Raw genomic sequence first — 18,690 nt, 5'->3', positions numbered from 1 at the left:
TCTTTTTTGCTGGGGCTTGTGCAACAGCCTCTTTGAAAAAGTGATCTTATTCTGCTCTCAGAGCCTTGACAGGGTCAGAGCGGGAAGCGGTTTTGGCGGGGATGAAGCCGCCCAGAATGGTCAGCACAGTTGCCAGCGCAACCAACACCACAGCGGCCTTCCAGGGCAGAACGGCCACTACGCTGGTGCCGACGGCGATCTTCTGGATGAGCATGTTGCCCGGAATGAGCAGCAGTCTGCTGAGGCCGATGCCCATGAGGCCCGAGCACAGGCCGATGATGAAGGTCTCGGCGTTGAACACCTCGGAGATGTTCCGCTTGGAAGCACCGATGGCACGCAGGATGCCGATCTCCTTGCGGCGCTCCAGCACGCTGATATAGGTGATGATGCCGATCATAATGGAGGAGACCACCAGCGAGATGGAGACAAAGGCCACCAGCATGTTGGAGATCATGTTGATGATCCTGGTCACGGAGGTCATCAGGGTGCCCACCACATCGGTGTACTGGATCACCTTGTCTTCCGCGCCCTGCTCACGCATGGCGGCATTGTAGCTGTCCAGCACATTGAGGACCTTAGCCTTTTGCTCGAAGTCCAGCGGATAGATGTTGATCTGGCTGGGGTCGTCCTCGCTGGCATAACCAAAGGCCTGCAGGTTGCTTTCATAGGTGGCGCTGGTGGACATCATTTTCGACTTCATCAGCTCCGCCAGATCGTCCTCGGTCATGTTGAATCGGATGGCATTCCGGAACGCATCTGCGTCGATCTTCAGCGCGCTTTCCATCTGGCTGCCCAGAGAGGAGAAGCGCTCGGTCATCTGGCTCTGCAGATTCGTGCTGATCTGGCCCATGGCCTGCTCCATGGCAGTGCCCAGCTGGGCCTGTAATTCGGCGGCGATCTGTTCCGAGAAGTTTGCCATCACGCTGCCCATGACCTGCTGCATGGCGGCAGTAAACTGCTCCTGCAGGGCAGCGGTATCGATGAGGCTGCCCATGGAATCCTTCATCAGCTGCTGGAACTGGTCGCTGGCAAGATACTGGTCAAAACCGATCTTGTCCAGCCCCAGAATGCCGTTGCCGATGATGTAATCCTTGTAGCCGGTCATTACCTTCTGGGCCAGCTGCTGCATCTTGTCGGCGGGGATGGAAATGTCCATGTTGGCGAACACGTCCGTCAGGGCGCTCATGTCGATGTCGGGCATTTCGGCCAGATCAAATTGGAAGCTGTCCGGGTCAATGAGGGAGGAAAAATCTACGGAACCGTCACTCAGGTCGAACGCGCCGCTCAGGTCAAGATCCAGCTTTCCGGGGTCGAACTGGAAGGCACTCTCGAGCTGGTCGGTGTCAATGGAGAAGAGGGAAGCCATGTCCACGGCAGCGGTCTGCTCGGTTCCAAAGGGTTCACCGTTCAGCACATTGGTCTGCGGGTCGGCAAGCTGGTCCTGCACCAGCCTGCTCTGGGCGGCGGTGTCCATGACATGCCGGGTCAGGGAGGCGGGATAGGCGATGCCGGAAGAAAGCATGGCGGCGGAGGCGTTCTCCCTGGGCTGCACCACGCCCACGATGGTCATGGTCTCGCTGTTGGCCACAAGCTCCTGCAGGAAGGCCTTGTCGTCCGATTTATCCACCCAGGTGCTGTGGGCATCGTCGTACTGGTAGCGGTCGGCCGCGTTGACCAGCTTGAAGGTACGGCCCAGAAAATCGCTGTACCGGTAGGTCTTGAAATCTTCGGGCACATCCACATTCTGGTTCTGGGCGAACTGCTGGATCATCTTGTCCAGCTCGGCGTTGTCCCGCAGGCCCAGCGCGTAGAGAGCATAATCGGTGATGGAACCATCCGCACCCAGCACGGCAACGCACTCGTTGTAGTTTTCGGGCCAGCGGCCTGCCTTGACCTCGTACTGGGAATGATACAGGGCATCGCTGGCGGGCAGCTGGTAGAACACGCTGGTGTTCATCATGCTGGCCATCATGTTATTGGTCGAGCTGGTGGAGCTGATGCCCAGAGCGGAAAGGGAGGAATCCGGGTTCACCTGCCGGATGCTGCCGTCCGGGTCCTGGCGGTAGATCTGGGGCTGTACATTATAGGAATACTCCACCGAGGAAACGCTCTCCCCGATGCTGCAGGCATCGCTCTCGAGGTAGGTTTTCAGGCTCTTCAGGTCGTTGGAGGTGATGCCGGAAACCATCTGGGTCACGAGCTGGCGCACCGGCACCATCCCCTCGCCGAGGTCGGGGGCGGCGGTCTGGCCGGGCAGGTCGGCGGACAGCAGGCTGGTCAGATCCATGCCGCTGCGCAGGATCTGCACCGGGTACTCGGAAAGGGTGTCCCGCTCCATATCAGCGATATACTGGTTGACACCGGTGGACAGGGAAATGATCAGCGCAATGCCGATGATGCCGATAGAGCCTGCAAAGGCCGTGAGCAGGGTGCGGGTCTTTTTGGTCCAGAGGTTGTTGAAGCTCAGGGTCAGCGAGGTCCACCACGACATGGAGGAGTGGCCCATGTTCTTGTGAACGGCAGGGGCAAGCTGAGTGGTGTCGGGCTCGTAGGGGGCGGTGTCGGAGCGGATGACACCATCCTTCAGGTTCACGATGCGGGTGGCGTACTGCTGGGCCAGCTCCGGGTTGTGGGTGACCATGACCACCAGCCGGTCCTTTGCCACCTCCTTGAGCAGCTCCATGACCTGGATGCTGGTCTCGCTGTCCAGCGCGCCGGTGGGCTCGTCCGCCAGCAGGATATCCGGATTGTTGACCAGCGCACGGGCAATGGCAACGCGCTGCATCTGGCCGCCGGACATTTCGCTGGGGTGCTTGTGCAGCTGATTGCCCAGTCCCACCTTCTGCAGCGCCTCGGTGGCGCGGCGCTTGCGCTCTGCGCCCGAGATGCCGGAAATGGTCAGGGCCAGCTCCACGTTGGCCAGAACGGTCTGATGGGGAATCAGGTTGTAGCTCTGGAACACAAAGCCGATGGTGTGGTTGCGGTAGGAGTCCCAATCGCGGTCGGTGTACTTTTTGGTGGAGATCCCGTTGATGACAAGGTCACCGCTGTCGTACCGATCCAGGCCGCCGATGATGTTCAGCAGGGTGGTCTTACCGGAGCCGGAGGGGCCCAGGATGGCGACGAATTCGCTGTCGCGCAGGTTCAGGCTGACATCATTCAGTGCGGTCTGTACAAGGTCACCGGTTTTGTATTCCTTGCGGATCTTTTTCAGTTGAAGCATAGGCAGGCCTTTCTTATGCGTGCCCGGCGGCGTGTGGGAAATGCCGGGCAAAAAACAAAATAACGTAGATATAGTATCAGATGAATGTGAACAAACCATTGCTTTTCGGGAAAGATGGTGTTATGCTGGAGAAGGTAAAAGAAACAAAAATCGACACTTTATGACGTAAATTATCAGAAATCAAGACGCAAAAAGCCGCCATTCCTGCACGGTTCGACGCATAGTGACGTTTTTTCGGGGATTGAATCTTTCCGCAGGGCCTTATAAAATAGTATCGTACAGTACGCACGGAAGAAAAGTGCGGCAGATTTAAGGCAAAGGGGAAGGTTGGATTGACGGAACGACTCGTTTCAAAGCTGCATGTCGCGCTTTTGAGCTACGACGAGCGGGAGATCCGCGTCCGGAAACATTATCTGGAGGAGCAGAATCCTGCGATCTGCTGTGTCTGCTTCCACAGCGGCGAGGAGCTGCTGCGGGAGCTGCGTCAGCAGCGCAGTGTGGATATCGTGGTGCTTTCGAGCCAGCTGGAGGATATGGATGGGTATGAGTTCCTCAAGCGGCTCAACAGCCTGCATAACCGCCCGCTGCTGCTGTTGCAGGGGGATGACTGGTACAGCGATGCCACGGCATCGTTCCTGCGGCCGGACGGCAGGCAGTACCTGCCGGAGCGCAGCAGCCTGCTGGATCTGCTGTTGGATCTGCGCAGCTCCACGGACATCGGCATCTTCTGGGTGCTGCCGTTCTGCAAGCAGCTTTATGCGGAGTGGGGCATCCAGCAGCCGGATGTAAACTGTGAATATCTGACCACCGCGCTGCAGGTCGTATGCGGCACGGAGCGGAAGCTGGCCGTGCGCAAGGAGATCCTGCAGACTGTGGCCGAGGAACACCACACCACAGTGGCCGCCGTGGACTGCGGGATGCGCCGCCTGATCGACGGGGTGGAAAAATACAACACCGAAGCCTGGCAGAAATTCAAGCAGGATTACGGCCTGATGGGGCATAGCGTTACCCTGGGCAAGCTGATCTATGCGGGCCGCCAGAAATTGATCGACAGCGGAACGCAGGGACGGAAGGCCGGACGATGAGAAAAAAGAGAGAGAACGGAATGGCAAAAGAGAGCGGGATGGGGGATTTCCCCCGCAAACAATTTGAGAGCGTGCTGCTGCACTCCCTGCGCATCATGGACCAGAACCGGGAATACCTGCAGATGCATCTGGCCCGGACCGGAGACGAAAGGACCCGGCAGGCGCTGGAGGATATGGGGCAGGAGAGCATCCGCCTGGAGCGCACCCTGCGGGAGATGATGGGTCTGCTGGAAGTGGAGATGAACGACAAGCCGTCCATGAAGCCGGTAGACCTGTGCTGGATCCTGATGGAGGCCGCCCAGATAGCCCCGGAGATCGAGAAGCAGCTGGACATCCGGCTGACCGTGGATCACAGCCCGTTCCGGCGCTGCTATGTCAAGGCGGATGCCCAGGAGGCCGAGCAGCTGCTGTTCCACCTGCTTTCCAACGCCCTGCGGGCCGTAAGCCCCGGCGGGCAGATCAAGATCCGGCTCACCCGGGACGACGAGGATCTGTACCTGATCGTGGAGGACGACGGCTGCGGTCTGCCCACCGGTGAAAACTGGATGGAGAACCGCCGCCGCTTCCTGGGCGGTGTGCAGGCAGGGCTGCTGCTCTGCCGCCGCTACTGCGCCCACATGGGGTGGGTGCTTTCCCTCACGCCGCGCGGTGCCGGAAGCGGTACCCGGGCAGAGGTGCGCATCCCGCTGGCCGGAACGATGTTTCCCATTGAGGGCAGCGTGGAACTGCACACCATCCATCCGGCACTCACCACAGCTGATGGCCTGCGCTGGCAGATCCTGCGGGAGCTTGCCCTGTTGTCCGATAAAATGGAATGATACGATATTCAGCGCCCTGCTCCGGGCTTTTCCGGGGCAGGGCGTTTTTGTGTAAAAATCACTCTGAGTAAAGAATCTTAACCGGAATGTAGAAAAACAGGGGGGCTGTATTCGTGAATTTAACAAAATGTTTAACTTTTTGAGCGGAAAATACTATTTTTTGCGTGTAAAATGTGGTGACTGGATTGATTGTATCCCGATTTTTGAGTATAATACAACTGTATTTTTATATTGTTCCTCAGGAGGAAAAGCAAGTGAGAGTAGGTCTTGACATCGGAAGCACCACCATCAAGTGCGCGGTGCTGGACGAACATGATGCGCTGATTTATTCAACATACGAGCGTCATTACAGCCATATTTTGGAAAAGGCGCAGGAGCTGCTGCGCCGCATCGATGCAGAGCACCTGCACGGAAACAAGGCTCTGCTGAGCATCTCCGGTTCTGCCGGTATGGGCCTGGCCGACAGCTGCGGCGTGCCCTTTGTGCAGGAGGTGTTCTCCACCCGTGTGGCAGTCAAGCGGTTTGTGCCCGCCACCGACTGCGTGATCGAGCTGGGCGGCGAGGACGCAAAGATCCTGTTCCTGACCAACGGCACCGAGGTCCGCATGAACGGCAGCTGCGCCGGCGGCACCGGTGCCTTTATTGACCAGATGGCCACCCTGCTGAAGATGAGTGCCGACGAGATGAACAAGGCCGCGGAAAAGGCCGAGCGCACCTATACCATCGCGTCCCGCTGCGGCGTGTTTGCCAAAAGCGACGTACAGCCCCTCATCAATCAGGGCGCGCGCACGGAGGATATCGCCGCCAGCATCTACAAGGCGGTGGTCAACCAGACCATTGCCGGTCTGGCACAGGGCCGCCCCATCAAGGGCAATATCCTGTATCTGGGCGGGCCGCTGACCTTCAGCAGCGTGCTGCGCAAGAGCTTTGATGAGGCGCTGGGGGTCACCGGAACCTGCCCCGAGAACAGCCTGCTCTATGTGGCGCTGGGTGCCGCCCTCTATGCGGACAAGGAGTTCGACCTCTCCGCAGTGGCCGACGCGCTGGACCAGTACGCCGCCACCGCTACTTATGCCAGTGAGCCTCCGCTCTTTGCCAACAAGCAGGAGTACGAGGAATTCCATGCCCGGCACATGTCCCACAGAGTGCCTCATGTGCCTTTCAGCGCCCAGTGCGGCCCGGTGCATATCGGCATCGACTCCGGCTCCACCACCGTCAAGCTGGTGGTGGTGGACGAGAAGAGCCAGATCCTGTACACCAATTACCAGCCCAACCTTGGCAACCCGCTGCCCCTGATCCGGGAACAGCTGATCAAGATCTACCGGGAGCACCCCGGCCTGCAGGTGGCCAGCGTGACCACCACTGGCTACGGCGAGGAACTGGTCAAGAACGCCTTCCGCTGTGATTATGGCCTGGTGGAAACGGTGGCTCATTTCACCGCCGCCAAATACTTTATGCCCGATGTAGATTTCATCATCGATATCGGCGGTCAGGACATGAAGTGCTTCAAGATCGAGGATGGTGCCATCAGCAACATCTTCCTGAACGAGGCCTGCTCCTCCGGCTGCGGCAGCTTTTTGCAGACCTTTGCTCAGGCATTGGGCTATGATGTCAAGAAGTTCGCCGCTCTCGGCCTGTTCGCAGACCGCCCCGTGGATCTGGGCAGCCGCTGTACCGTGTTTATGAACAGCTCGGTCAAGCAGGCCCAGAAGGACGGCGCTTCCATCGAGAATATTTCCGCCGGTCTGTCCATCAGTGTGGTCAAGAACGCGCTGTACAAGGTCATCCGCGCATCCAGCCCCGAGGAGCTGGGCCGCAGGATCGTGGTGCAGGGCGGTACTTTCTACAATGAAGCTGTTCTCCGCGCCTTTGAAAAAGAGATGGGCGTGGAGGTCATCCGCCCCGACATCGCGGGCCTGATGGGTGCCTACGGCGCGGCCTTGTTCGGCCTGCGCCAGAGCCATAAGAACCATCAGGAAACTTCCAGGATGATGAATCTGGCCGAGTTGGAAGCCTTCGACCAGAAGGTGGTCAGTGTCAAGTGCGGCGGCTGCGGCAACCACTGCCAGCTCACCATCAACACCTTTGCCGATGGCCGCAAGTTCATCTCCGGCAACCGCTGCGATAAGCCCGTGACCGGTAAGAGCGAAGATGACAGCCTGAATCTGTACGCCTACAAGCAGCAGCTGCTGGCCGGTTACAAGCCCGTGCCCGGCAAGCGCGGCTCCATTGGCATTCCGCTCTGCCTGAATATGTACGAGTTGCTGCCCTTCTGGCACACCTTCTGGACCAGGCTTGGCTTTGCCGTGCACACCAGCCCGGTGTCCAGCCGGGGGCTGTATCTGGCCGGTCAGGCCACCATCCCCAGCGATACCGCCTGCTTCCCGGCCAAGCTGAGCCACGGCCATATCAAGGCCCTGAGCCAGATGCACCTGGATGCCATCTTCTACCCCTGCCTGACCTACAACTTTGACGAAGGTCTGGGCGACAACCACTATAACTGCCCGGTGGTGGCCTATTACCCTGAAGTTCTGGCAGGCAACTGCCCCGAGCTGGAGGGCCAGAAGTTTATCTATGACTATGTGGGCATCCACCGCCCCAAGGACTTTGTCCGCAAGATGGCAAAGGAAGTCCTGCCCAAATACTTCGGCGGCATTTCCGAGAAGGAAGTGCAGGCCGCTGCCGATGCTGCCTACGCCGAGCACGAGGCCCACATGGCCCAGATCCGGGTCAAGGGCAGCGAGATCATTGATGAGGCACGCCGTCAGGGCAAGCGCATCATCGTGCTGGCTGGCCGCCCCTACCACGTTGACCCTGAGATCAACCATGGCATCGACCACCTCATCACCCGCCACGGCGCGGCTGTTGTCACCGAGGACAGCATCTCCAACCGGGTGGAAAGGTTCCCCACCAGTGTGCTGAACCAGTGGACCTATCACAGCCGCCTGTATGCGGCGGCCAAGTACTGCACCACCCAGAAGGATATGGATCTGGTGCAGCTGGTCTCCTTTGGCTGCGGCGTGGATGCCATTACCACCGATGAGACCCGCGAGATCCTGCAGGCAGGCAGCAAGCTCTACACCCAGCTCAAGATCGATGAGATCACCAATCTGGGTGCGGTCAACATCCGTCTGCGCAGCCTGTTCGCCGCTCTGGAGGAGCGCGACGAGGCGGCAGAGGAAAAGGCCGCCCCCAAGGCAGAAGCCTGATACATAGGAGGAACCTATGGAATACAATTATCCCAAATTTACCCCGGAGATGAAGCAGACCCACACCATCCTCATCCCCAACATGGCCATTACCCAGTTCCGGCTGCTGGAATACGCCCTGCGCTACGACGGCTACAAGTGCGAGATCCTGGGCAACTGCGGCAGCGCCGTGGCACAGCTTGGCCTGAAATACGTCCACAACGACACCTGCTATCCGGCCCTGCTGGTCATCGGCCAGTTTCTGGATGCCCTGAACAGCGGCAAGTATGACCTGGATCACACGGCCCTGCTCATCACCCAGACCGGCGGCGGCTGCCGTGCTTCCAACTACATCCACCTGCTCCGCAAGGCTTTGGTCAAGGCGGGTTATCCCCAGATCCCCGTTGCCAGCCTGAACTTCTCCGGTCTGGAAAAAGACAGCGGATTCCAGATGACCCTGCCGCTGGCTCGCCGCGCGCTGGCTTGCATTTTCTACGGCGATATGCTCTGTGCCCTGCGCAATCAGGTGGCCCCCTACGAGAACGAAAAGGGTGCCGCTGACCGGATGGTCGATCTGTGGGTCGAGCGTCTGGGCCGCGTTCTGCTGGCCGGCAAGGGCTTTACTGCCCGGGAAATGAAGCACACCTTCCCGCTCATTGCAAAGGATTTTGCGGCCATCCCCGTGACCCGGGTGCCCAAGGTCAAGGTGGGCGTGGTCGGCGAGATTTACGTTAAATACAGCCCCTTGGGCAACAACGACCTGCAGAAGTTCCTGGAGAGCCAGGACTGTGAGGTGAACTTCCCGGGCCTGATGGGCTTTGTGCAGTACTGCATCTTCAATATGGGCGAGGATCATGTCCTCTACGGCGGCAAGCTGGCCGTCAAGATGGGCACCGATCAGCTGCTTAACTGGCTGGACAGCGTGGAGCGTGCCATGCTCAAGGCCACAGCCGATGCCGGGTTCTATGCCCCCGGCCCCTTCAAGGAGCTGGTGGAAAAGCCCCACGGCATCATTTCGCTGGGGGCCAAGATGGGCGAGGGCTGGCTGCTGACCGCCGAGATGATCGAGCTGGTGCAGGGCGGCTACGGCAACATCGTCTGTGCCCAGCCCTTCGGCTGCCTGCCCAACCATATCGTGGGCAAGGGCATGGTGAACAAGATCCGTGCCCTGTATCCCAGCGCCAACATCACCCCCATCGATTACGACCCCAGCGCCACCCGGGTCAACCAGGAAAACCGCATCAAGCTGATGCTGGCAGTCGCCAAGGAGCGCCTGAACGCCCCGGCGCAGGCCGCCCCCCTGACGGCAGAAGAAATCGCCGGTGGGGCTCCCCGGGTCGAGACCACGGTATAATTCTTTCTAAACAGCAACACTCCCCTTCGGGCAGGACCGTGTGCCGCACGGCTCCGCCCGAAGGGGAGTGTTTTTTGTCTCAGCTGCAGAGATACCGCCGCTCGAACTCCTCAGCCGGGATGGCCTTGGAAAACCAGAAGCCCTGCGCGCCGTCGCAGTCCAGCGAGCGGAGGAGCTGCACCTGCTCCTCGGTCTCGATGCCCTCGCAGATGACGTTGTAGCCCAGCCGTTTGACCAGATGCACGATCTCCCGCAGAAAATCGGTGCCCCGCGTGTTGGAACTGCACCGGGTCAGGAAGAGTTTGTCCAGTTTGATGGTGTTCACGGGGATATCCACCATGTTGTTCAGCAGGGAACCGCCCGCGCCGAAATCGTCCAGCGAGGTCTGCATTCCATCGCTTTGGAAGGAGGAAAGCAGGCGCTTCACCCGGTCGTACTCCGAGACCACCGCCGTCTCGGTCAGCTCGATCTCCAACATCCGGGCGCTGATGTTGTGCTTTTCCAGAATTTCGCTGTACTCCTGGGTGGGGGCATCCTCCCGAGCCAGCACCGCCGAGGCATTCACCGCAATGGGCAGCAGCCGGTGCCCGGCCTGTGCATTGCGCTGCAGGAACTGGGCCACCTGCTCGAAGATGTACAGATCCAGCTCCACGATGTGGCCTGTGGATTCCAGAATGGGAATGAACTGGTCGGGGTAGACCATGGTGCCGTCCGGCTTGATCCAGCGGGTCAGCGCCTCGGCTCCAATGACAGAGAGATCCTTGGGCGAGAACTTGGGCTGGAGGTACAACTTGAACTCACCGTTCTCAAGCGCCTGCGACAGGCCGCTCAGCAGCTCACCGGTCAGGGTCTGCTTGACCTCCAGCTTTTTGTCAAATTGGACAGCAGACACGCGGGTGTTGCTGTGTACCTGCTTGCGGGCAAAGTTTGCCTTGTCGATGGCGGCAGATGCACTCAGGCAGCCGGGCTCAATGGCATACACACCCATCCGTACCCGCAGGCGCACCTCCGGGTAATGCTGGGCCTGATACTGCTCAAACTGGCGGCAGAGCGTGTCTGCATAGTGGAGCGGGCCTTTCTCGTCGCGGCAGGAGAGGTAGAGCACGAACTGGTCGCCCACCACCCGGCACAGGAAGCACTCGCCCCAGTGGCGGGCCGCCTCGATGAGGAAATTGCTGAATTCTTTCAGCAGCTGATCACCGGTGGCGTAGCTGTATTTTTCGTTGAAGTATTTGAAGTTCTCGAAGTCACAGTAGAAGATCTGGAAGCCCTCGGCGTAGCCGCCGATGATCTTGTGGAAGACCTCCTCCTTGAAACGGGAAAAGGCCAGCAGGCCGGTCAGCCGGTCAAACTCGGGGGCAGAGGACATGCCGCGGCTCACGGCGTTCACGGCCAGATGCTTGCTCAGGTAGGCGTTGATGATCTTGGTGATCTCGCCCAGCTCCCGGCGGTTCTGGGGAGTCCAGTACCGCTTGCTGCCGCACACCACATAGGCAATGGCACCCTGATACTCGCCCTCGCCGTACATGGCAGCGTAGACCACTGTCTGGGCCCCGCCCTGCATCAGCAGCGCGCGCCCCTGCGGCGAGTACATCCCCATGTTGTCGGCCTGCAGCACGGTGGTACCGTATTCATCATAGCTGTGGAACAGGGTCAGGAAGTCCTCCTTGGTATAGGATTCACCGTTCAGAGGCACCGGCTCCGCGCGGGGAGAGGTCCACTGGAACTGCCGGGAGATGCTGCGTTCCCGGATGCGGGTGTCCACAATGGTGATGCGGTCCAGTTGCAGCCGGATGCCGACGATCTTCAGGAAGAGGGGAATGGCGGTCTCAAAGCTATTGTTCTTCTCGAAAAGTTCAAAGGCGGTGGAAATCAGGTCGTTGTGCAGGTAGCGTGCATCGATATCAGCCGTTTCCGGGGCGGCAGGAACCGCCTGGGCATAGCGCCGCAGATTATCGCAGAACACATACTGGTTGCGGCCGTTCTGTTTGGCCTGATACAGGGCCCAGTCCGCGTTTTCGAACAGCTGGTCAAAGGAATAGCCCGCCGTGTTTTCGGGCAGGAAGCAGGCACCGATGCTGCAGGTCATCCGGTAATCGTTTTCCCAGAACTTCACCTGCTGCACGGATTCCGAAAGCTGGCGGGTCTTCTGGAGCAGGGTGGTGTTGGGGATATCCTTCAGAAACACCACGAACTCATCGCCGCCGAACCGCACCAGAATGTCGCTGGAGCGGAACAGGGTGCGCAGCAGCCGGGCAAACTCCTGCAGGACCTTGTCGCCGAACAGATGGCCGTAGCAGTCGTTGACGTTCTTGAAAAAATCCAGGTCGATGACCAGCATTCCGCAGGAGGCATAGGGATCTTTGGCCTGCAGATAGCGGTCAATGAGCTCCTTGCCGGTGCGGTTGTTATACAGCTGGGTCAGGGAATCGTGGCGGGCCTGCTCCAGCAGCTCCTGGGTCTGATTCTTCTGGTCGGTGATGTCCTTTGCGTAGCCCACATAGAGCGTGCCGCGGGCGGGGTCCTCGACCGGGCGGGCATCCACCTCCCGGGAATAATACACCCCCTCCGGCGAGACAAAGCGCATCTCCAGCGGGCCGTACAGCTCACCGGTGAGCAGGGCGCGTATCTTCCAGCGGTCCTCCGCGAAGATCGTGGCGTGCTCCGGCTTCTCGGAGCCAAGGTAGGCATCCAGTGTCTCCAGCGTGCAGCTCCGGGTATCGTAGACCCGCAGCTGATCCAGACGGGGGTCATATTCCAGCAGGAAAAACCACCGATGCACAAGAAACTGCATCAGCAGGGGATTGTTGATGATCGAATCGATAAACCGAACAGGGATATCCATGGCCGATTCCCCACTTTCCGCTTTTTAACCAGTATAACAAAATATGGAAGATGCATCAAGGCAAAACACAAAAAATTCATGGAAAGTGAAAGAAATTTTACCGAAAGCTCTGTCGGAAACGGTTTCGGTGCTCCCGCTCAGGCCGGAACGCCCCACAGCTCGATCGTGGCACCGGCGGCAAGCCGGACGTTGGTGTCCACGGTCAGGGTCAGCCTGCCGAGCTTTTGGCTGGCATCCACATTCTGGCCGCCGCTTCCGGCAGGCAGAACGACCGCAGGCGGTGCACCCGTGGTGCCGGATGCGGCAAAACAGAGATACTGGCCGAAGCAGGGAAGTGCCTGAAAGCTGGCAAAGGTGCGGGTGGGCGGGCTGCTGGCAGCACAGGGGGCAGAAGCACTGAGCAGCTGAGCACCATCGCTGGTGCTGCACACCCAGTGCAGCGTGCCCTTGGATTGGCTGCTGCCTGCCTGAAACAGCACCTTCAGCGCCTGCAGTTCGGTGGGAAAGGTGCGCTCAAAGCTGGCAGCGGCGGCGTTCAGGGACACCTTTTCCAGCAGCTCCCACTGGCCGGGATCGCTGGGGTCACCCTTTGGGCCCTGGGGTCCGGGTTCTCCCTGCGGGCCTTGCGGGCCGGGCTCTCCTTTGGGGCCGGTGGGTCCTGCGGCACCGGGTTCTCCCTGTGGTCCGGGGTCACCCTTTTCGCCCCGGAATGCACCGCTTTCCACAGCTGCTTTCAGCCGGTCGAGCAGGGCCTGCCAGGCGGGCGTGCCGGGCTGGGGCAGGGTGCTGTCCTCAGTGCCGGAGTTTTCGGCCACGCAGTAGCACACGTCCGCGCTGGTCAGGGTGCGGGTGCCATCGGTGCCCTCAAAGGTAATGTGCCCCTCCCCGGGCACAGCCGTGATGAGGGCGGGCACCTCCACAAGGCCGTCTGTCACCAGCGTGGAGGGGGCAGCGTTCCCATCCGGCAGGTGCCAGAAGGCCCGCAGGGTCATGCCCTGCCACTCGCCGTCGGCTTCCACCCGCAGGGCGTAGATGCCCTGGTTTTTGGTGTAGCCGAAGCGGAGCAGGCCATCGTACCCCTGCAAAGCAGCCCCGCCGCCCGAGGATAAATGGATCTGACGTTCGATCATACAGTTTCACTCCTTTTGTCGTGTTTTTTGCGTTCAAAAAGCTTGACTTTGGTTAGAGTTTCCGGTAAGATTGTGAAAAGACCGCAGAAGGTTTGGTGGATAAAATCTAACCAAAATCAGCTTGTGAGGCTATAATATCTGATTGAATTCAGAAAGTCAAGGGAAAATCTGAATCCGGTTAGAAAACCGGCGTTCTGCACAAGAAGGAGTGCAAAATTTGTGTTTTATGACTGCTACACGGCCCTGTGTCAGGCCAGAGGCATCAGCCGCAGCCGGGCCGCGCAGGAGATGGGCTTGAGCAACTCCACAGTGACCAAATGGAAAAACACCGGGGCGACCCCCTCGGGCGAGACGCTGGCCAGGGTATCCGCCTATTTTGGCGTGCCGGTGGGGGAACTGCTGGGCGAAGCCGTCCCGTCGGTGCAGGAGGAGCGGAAGCTGCCCGAAGGGGCTGTCCCGTTCGACCCCGCCCTCACGGCTCCGCTGCTGGGCACGGTGCGTGCGGGCCTGCCCATGTATGCGGAAGAAAACATTGAGGGCTACATCCCCATCACCCGGAAGGACGGGGCACGGTACTTCTGGCTCCGTGTCCGGGGCGACAGCATGAATGCCGTGGGCATTTCGGAAAACGATGAGATCCTGGTGCGGGAGCAGCCGGAGGTGGAAAACGGCCAGCTTGCCGTGGTGATGGTCAACGGCGATGAAGCCACCGTGAAATATTTCCGTCAGGAGGGGAGCCTTGTGGTCCTGACCCCCAAAAGCTTCAACCCCGTGCACCAGCCCCAGATCTATGATCTGAAACGGGTGCAGGTGCGGGTGGTCGGCCTTGTGGTGGAGTGCCGCAAGGTGTTCTGAAAAAAAGAAGATGGCCCCTGCGGGGCAGAATAGGAGGCTCGCTATGAAATGGAGGACCGTTCTGTGCACAGCGTTGTTTTTGTGCGGTACCGTGCTGCTTTCTGCCTGCGGCGGGGGAGAGGTCCCCGCGCCTGCGGAACCGCCCGCTTCCAGTGAGGTATCGGCTCCCTCTCAGCCGGAGGAAGTGCCCGCCCCCTCGGAATCGGCTTCTTCCAGTGAACCGGAGCCGCTTCCGGAACCGGAACCGCCCAAACCGTGGGATGGCATGGTCGTCCCGGAAGAATGTAAGGCAGAGTGGAAAATAGAGCAAGGCAAGCTGGTATTGGTCAGCTATGAGTTTACGAATGGGGCAAATGTGCTCCTTCCGACGGGAAAGCCGTACAGTATCGGTGCGAACTGCTTTATGAAAAATTGGAAACTAACCGGGATAACGATTCCAGAAGATGTGATTGAAATTCAGCAGTCTGCATTTCAAGAATCTGGGCTAAAACAGATTTACATACCAGCCAGTGTTAAAGAATTGAAAAACGATATATTTGCGGACTGTTATTCACTTACAACTGCAACAATTGAAAACACACCAATGACAGGTCAGCGCATATTTGCCCGGTGTAGAGCCCTGCAAAGTGTGCAGCTTGGCGAGGGTGTGATCCGGATTGAAGAAGGCGCATTTGAACATAGTGGCCTGAAAAAGATCACTCTGCCGGGAACATTGTCGAACGTAGAGAAATATGCATTTGATTACTGCAATTTGAAAACGATCGTTTATAACGGTGATTGGGAAGCAAAGAAGAGTACACTGACAATTGGTGAACAAAACGAGGCCTTGTTAACTGCAAACCAAAGTTAAACCACCAAAAACAAACGCCGTCTCTTGTGCAAAAAGGCAAGAGACGGCGTTTTTGCGTGGAAAAGCAGAAGCGAAAAATCAGCGATGAATAGCTTGTTTATCAATTTGACCGGAATTTGTGCAACAAAAAAACCTATAAACCTATTGACATTCTGGGAAAATGGGTATATCATACGGCCAACGGAAACACACATCCGCAAGATCAGGAGAAAAGGAGGGGAACAGACATGGACTGGAATGTGATGGTGCAATATCTGCCGCAGTATGAAAAAGCGGCCTGGCTCACCCTACGTCTGGGTGTGGCCGGTATCTTCTGGGCCATCCTTGTGGGCCTTGTCTGCGCCGTGCTCCAGTACGAAAAAGTGCCGGTGCTGCGCCGTATCGTGGGTGCCTATATCCAGCTCAGCCGGAACACGCCGCTGCTGGTCCAGCTGTTCTTTCTGTATTACGGCCTGCCCAAGATCGGCATCAAGACCAACGCCGAGCTCTGCGGCATTGCAGGCCTTGCCTTTCTGGGCGGCAGCTACATGGCCGAGGCCTTCCGCAGCGGGCTGGAAGCCATCGAACCCATCCAGACAGAAAGTGCCCTGAGCCTTGGCATGAGCCGGCTGCAGACCATGCGCTATGTGGTGCTGCCGCAGGCGGTCTCCATCAGTATGCCGGCCTTTATGGCCAATATCATCTTCCTGCTCAAGGAGACCAGCGTGTTCAGCGCCATCAGCCTGATGGATCTGATGTTCACGGCAAAAGACCTCATCGGCCTGTACTATAAGACGGCCGAGAACCTTTTCCTGCTGGTGGTGTTCTACCTCATCATCCTGCTGCCGGTGTCCCTGCTGGGCAGCTGGCTGGAAAGGAGGCTGCGCTATGCCGGATTTGGGTCTTGAAGTCCTGCTCAAGGGCAAAAATATGGTTCGCCTGCTGGGCGGTCTGGGCGTGGCGCTTAAGATCAGCGCTGTGTCTGTCCTTCTCAGCCTGCCGCTGGGCATCCTGCTGGGTGTGCTGATGACCTTCAAAAATCCCGTCCTGAAAGCCATCCTCCGGGTGTATCTGGAATTCATCCGCATCATGCCCCAGATGGTGCTGCTCTTTCTGGTGTATTTTGGCACCACGCGGGCCTTTGGCTGGGATCTTTCCGGCGAGACGGCGGCGGTCATCGTGTTCGTGCTCTGGGGCACGGCCGAGATGAGCGACCTCGTCCGCGGTGCCCTCATCGCCATCCCGAAGCATCAGTATGAGAGCAGCGAGGCGCTGGGCATGAGCCGGGCGCAGACCTATTGGTACATCATCATCCCTCAGACGGTGCGGCGGCTCATCCCGCTGTCCATCAACCTTATCACCCGCATGATCAAGACCACCAGCCTGGTGTTGATGATCGGTGTGGTGGAGGTGCTCAAGGTGGCCCAGCAGATCATTGAGGCCAACCGCACCGCCAGCCCCAACGCGGCGTTTGGCATCTACCTCACCGTGTTTATCCTGTATTTTCTGGCCTGCTGGCCCATCAGCCTGCTGGCCGGTTATCTCGAAAAGAAATGGAAGTGACTGTTATGGCAGAGCCGATCCTGACTGTAGACCATCTGGTAAAAAGCTACGATGGCAAGACCAATGTTCTGGATAATGTCAGCTTTGCCGTCAAGCCCGGTGAGGTCATCGTTGTGGTGGGTCCTTCCGGCTGCGGCAAAAGCACCCTGCTGCGCTGTCTGAACGGTCTGGAGCCGGTGCAGGCGGGCCGGGTGAAGCTGGGCAGTGAGACGGTCGCCTACGGCGGCAAGAATCTGGCGGCCCTGCGCCAGCGCATCGGCATGGTGTTCCAGAGCTATGAGCTTTTCCCGCACCTGACCGTGCTGGAAAATATCCTGCTGGCCCCCACCAAGGTGCAGAAGCGCCCCCGGGCTGAGGTGCAGCAGGAAGCCGAGGCCCTGCTGGACCGCGTGGGCCTGCTGGCCAAAAAGAACAGCTACCCCCGGGAGCTTTCGGGTGGTCAGAAGCAGCGTGTCGCCATTGTGCGCGCGCTCTGTATGCACCCCGAGATCCTGCTGTTCGACGAAGTGACCGCCGCCCTTGACCCTGAAATGGTGCGCGAGGTGCTGGATGTCATGCTCGACCTGGCCCGTGAGGGCAAGACCATGGTGATCGTCACCCACGAGATGCAGTTTGCCCGGGCAATTGCCAGCCGGGTGCTGTTTCTGGACGATGGCCGTATTGTGGAGGAAGCGCCCCCGGCGGACTTCTTCGACCACCCGCAGACCGAACGTGCACAGCGTTTCCTGCGCACGTTCATCTTTGATGCGGTTGCAAAGCAGTGAGAAATGCGCAGCAGCCCATTTCCACTTTGAACCTTTTTGTCTGATGCTGTGAAATGATGTCACAGATCATGGATGGATTTTTATGTGGGAAAGAAAGGAAAGGAGTTACTACCATGAAAATTAACAAGATCTCTCGCCGTGCCTTCCTGCTGGGTCTGGGCGCAGTTTCCACCGCCGCCCTGCTTTCTGCCTGCGGCGGCAGCGCATCCTCCTCTTCTGCCGCATCCGGCTCTGCTGCATCCGGCAGTGCCGCAGCTGCTGGCAGTGACGTGTTCCGCACGCTGGACGAGATCAAGGCGGACGGCACCGTGAACATCGGCGTTTTCTCCGACAAGAACCCGTTTGGCTATGTGGACGAGAACGGCGAGTATCAGGGTTATGATGTCTACTTCGCCCGTCGCCTGGCCGAGGATCTGGGCGTGGAAGTCAACTTCGTCTCCACAGAAGCCGCCAACCGCATTGAGTATCTGCAGACCGGCAAGGTCGATATCGTTCTGGCAAACTTCACCGTCACGCCCGAGCGCGCTGAGGAAGTGGACTTTGCATTGCCCTACATGAACGTTGCACTGGGTGTCATCTCTCCCGACAGCAATGTCATCACCAGTCTGGACAACTGGAACGCCGACGATCAGATGATCGTCATTTCCGGCACCACCGCCGAGACCTACCTGACCAAGGAATATCCCGACATTCCCCTGCAGAAGTATGATTCCTATGCAACCGCCAAGAACGCCTTGGAAAACGGCAATGGCGCTGCATGGGCCAACGACAACACCGAGGTCATCGCCTTTGCAAAGCAGAACTCCGGCTACACGGTGGGCATCCCCTCTCTGGGCAGCCAGGATACCATTGCCCCCGCTGTGAGCAAGGGCAACACCACCCTGCTGGACTGGATCAACGACGAGATCAAGAGCCTGGGCGAGGAGAGCTTCTTCCACAAGGATTACGAGGAGACGCTGGTGGATACCTACGGCCTTGACTATGAGGATGAGCTGGTCGTTGAGGGCGGCGAGACCAACGCCTGAGCCTGAAAACG

The 18,690-nt window shown here is 58.8% G+C and carries 13 protein-coding genes; 10 read left to right on the top strand and 3 right to left on the bottom strand.

The features are described 5' to 3' along the window. Positions 1-46: 46 nt before the first annotated feature. Positions 47-3,223: an ABC transporter ATP-binding protein/permease gene (locus MTP42_RS09160; protein ID WP_249257187.1), complete on the bottom strand. Its 3,177-nt coding sequence runs from the start codon at positions 3,221-3,223 to the stop codon at positions 47-49. A gap of 332 nt (positions 3,224-3,555) precedes the next feature. Here MTP42_RS09160 and MTP42_RS09155 point away from each other — a divergent pair, with 332 nt between their 5' ends. The 4 genes from MTP42_RS09155 (at position 3,556) to MTP42_RS09140 (ending at position 9,668) form a co-directional block, all read left to right on the top strand. Next, positions 3,556-4,308, top strand: coding sequence for a response regulator (locus MTP42_RS09155; RefSeq protein ID WP_249257186.1), 753 nt, complete (start codon positions 3,556-3,558; stop codon positions 4,306-4,308). Positions 4,309-4,328: 20 nt separating this feature from the next. Next, entirely contained in the window at positions 4,329-5,126 is a 798-nt protein-coding gene (locus MTP42_RS09150; RefSeq protein ID WP_117533297.1) for a sensor histidine kinase, read from the top strand. Between the two features lie 254 nt (positions 5,127-5,380). Further along, positions 5,381-8,335: an acyl-CoA dehydratase activase gene (locus tag MTP42_RS09145; RefSeq protein WP_256466561.1), complete on the top strand. Its 2,955-nt coding sequence runs from the start codon at positions 5,381-5,383 to the stop codon at positions 8,333-8,335. Between the two features lie 16 nt (positions 8,336-8,351). Beyond that, complete coding sequence (locus MTP42_RS09140; protein ID WP_005930465.1) at positions 8,352-9,668, top strand: 2-hydroxyacyl-CoA dehydratase; 1,317 nt, start codon at positions 8,352-8,354, stop codon at positions 9,666-9,668. Positions 9,669-9,747: 79 nt separating this feature from the next. On the opposite strand, the gene MTP42_RS09135 is transcribed toward MTP42_RS09140, so the two are convergent. Beyond that, positions 9,748-12,513 (bottom strand): bifunctional diguanylate cyclase/phosphodiesterase, encoded by a 2,766-nt coding sequence (locus MTP42_RS09135; protein WP_249257185.1) that lies wholly within the window; start codon positions 12,511-12,513, stop codon positions 9,748-9,750. Between the two features lie 137 nt (positions 12,514-12,650). Continuing rightward, entirely contained in the window at positions 12,651-13,643 is a 993-nt protein-coding gene (locus tag MTP42_RS14670) for a collagen-like triple helix repeat-containing protein (RefSeq protein ID WP_269076663.1), read from the bottom strand. A 219-nt stretch (positions 13,644-13,862) separates the two neighbouring features. Between MTP42_RS14670 and MTP42_RS09125 the strand changes: the two genes are divergently transcribed. The 6 genes from MTP42_RS09125 to MTP42_RS09100 all read left to right on the top strand — a co-directional run bounded on the left by MTP42_RS09125 (position 13,863) and on the right by MTP42_RS09100 (position 18,679). Further along, positions 13,863-14,498 carry a LexA family protein gene (locus MTP42_RS09125; protein WP_005930458.1) on the top strand — a complete coding sequence of 212 codons (636 nt, stop codon included), beginning with the start codon at positions 13,863-13,865 and terminating at the stop codon, positions 14,496-14,498. A gap of 43 nt (positions 14,499-14,541) precedes the next feature. Beyond that, positions 14,542-15,348 (top strand): leucine-rich repeat domain-containing protein, encoded by an 807-nt coding sequence (locus MTP42_RS09120; protein WP_249257184.1) that lies wholly within the window; start codon positions 14,542-14,544, stop codon positions 15,346-15,348. 227 nt (positions 15,349-15,575) lie between these two features. Next, the gene (locus MTP42_RS09115; protein ID WP_154277287.1) at positions 15,576-16,235 is read left to right on the top strand and encodes an amino acid ABC transporter permease; all 660 of its coding nucleotides are present in this window, start codon (positions 15,576-15,578) and stop codon (positions 16,233-16,235) included. Continuing rightward, positions 16,216-16,890, top strand: coding sequence for an amino acid ABC transporter permease (locus MTP42_RS09110; RefSeq protein ID WP_249257183.1), 675 nt, complete (start codon positions 16,216-16,218; stop codon positions 16,888-16,890). Before MTP42_RS09115 ends, MTP42_RS09110 begins: the two co-directional genes overlap by 20 nt. Before the next feature lie 5 nt (positions 16,891-16,895). Then, entirely contained in the window at positions 16,896-17,654 is a 759-nt protein-coding gene (locus MTP42_RS09105; RefSeq protein ID WP_330221135.1) for an amino acid ABC transporter ATP-binding protein, read from the top strand. 119 nt (positions 17,655-17,773) lie between these two features. Next, positions 17,774-18,679, top strand: a complete 906-nt coding sequence (locus MTP42_RS09100; protein ID WP_442899468.1) for a transporter substrate-binding domain-containing protein — start codon at positions 17,774-17,776, stop codon at positions 18,677-18,679. The last annotated feature ends 11 nt before the right edge of the window (positions 18,680-18,690 follow it).

The sequence above is a fragment of the Faecalibacterium sp. I2-3-92 genome (assembly GCF_023347315.1).
GTDB classification, from domain to species: domain Bacteria; phylum Bacillota; class Clostridia; order Oscillospirales; family Ruminococcaceae; genus Faecalibacterium; species Faecalibacterium duncaniae.
This window is presented reverse-complemented; position numbering and strand designations above follow the sequence as displayed.

Bases quoted from the DNA above. Each gene is read 5' to 3' on its own strand.
- MTP42_RS09140 (WP_005930465.1), top strand. From the start codon at position 8,352: ATGGAATACAATTATCCCAAATTTACCCCGGAGATGAAGCAGACCCAC.
- MTP42_RS14670 (WP_269076663.1), bottom strand. From the start codon at position 13,643: ATGATCGAACGTCAGATCCATTTATCCTCGGGCGGCGGGGCTGCTTTG.
- MTP42_RS09120 (WP_249257184.1), top strand. From the start codon at position 14,542: ATGAAATGGAGGACCGTTCTGTGCACAGCGTTGTTTTTGTGCGGTACC.
- MTP42_RS09105 (WP_330221135.1), top strand. From the start codon at position 16,896: ATGGCAGAGCCGATCCTGACTGTAGACCATCTGGTAAAAAGCTACGAT.
- MTP42_RS09115 (WP_154277287.1), top strand. From the start codon at position 15,576: ATGGACTGGAATGTGATGGTGCAATATCTGCCGCAGTATGAAAAAGCG.
- MTP42_RS09110 (WP_249257183.1), top strand. From the start codon at position 16,216: ATGCCGGATTTGGGTCTTGAAGTCCTGCTCAAGGGCAAAAATATGGTT.
- MTP42_RS09160 (WP_249257187.1), bottom strand. From the start codon at position 3,223: ATGCTTCAACTGAAAAAGATCCGCAAGGAATACAAAACCGGTGACCTT.
- MTP42_RS09135 (WP_249257185.1), bottom strand. From the start codon at position 12,513: ATGGATATCCCTGTTCGGTTTATCGATTCGATCATCAACAATCCCCTG.
- MTP42_RS09150 (WP_117533297.1), top strand. From the start codon at position 4,329: ATGGCAAAAGAGAGCGGGATGGGGGATTTCCCCCGCAAACAATTTGAG.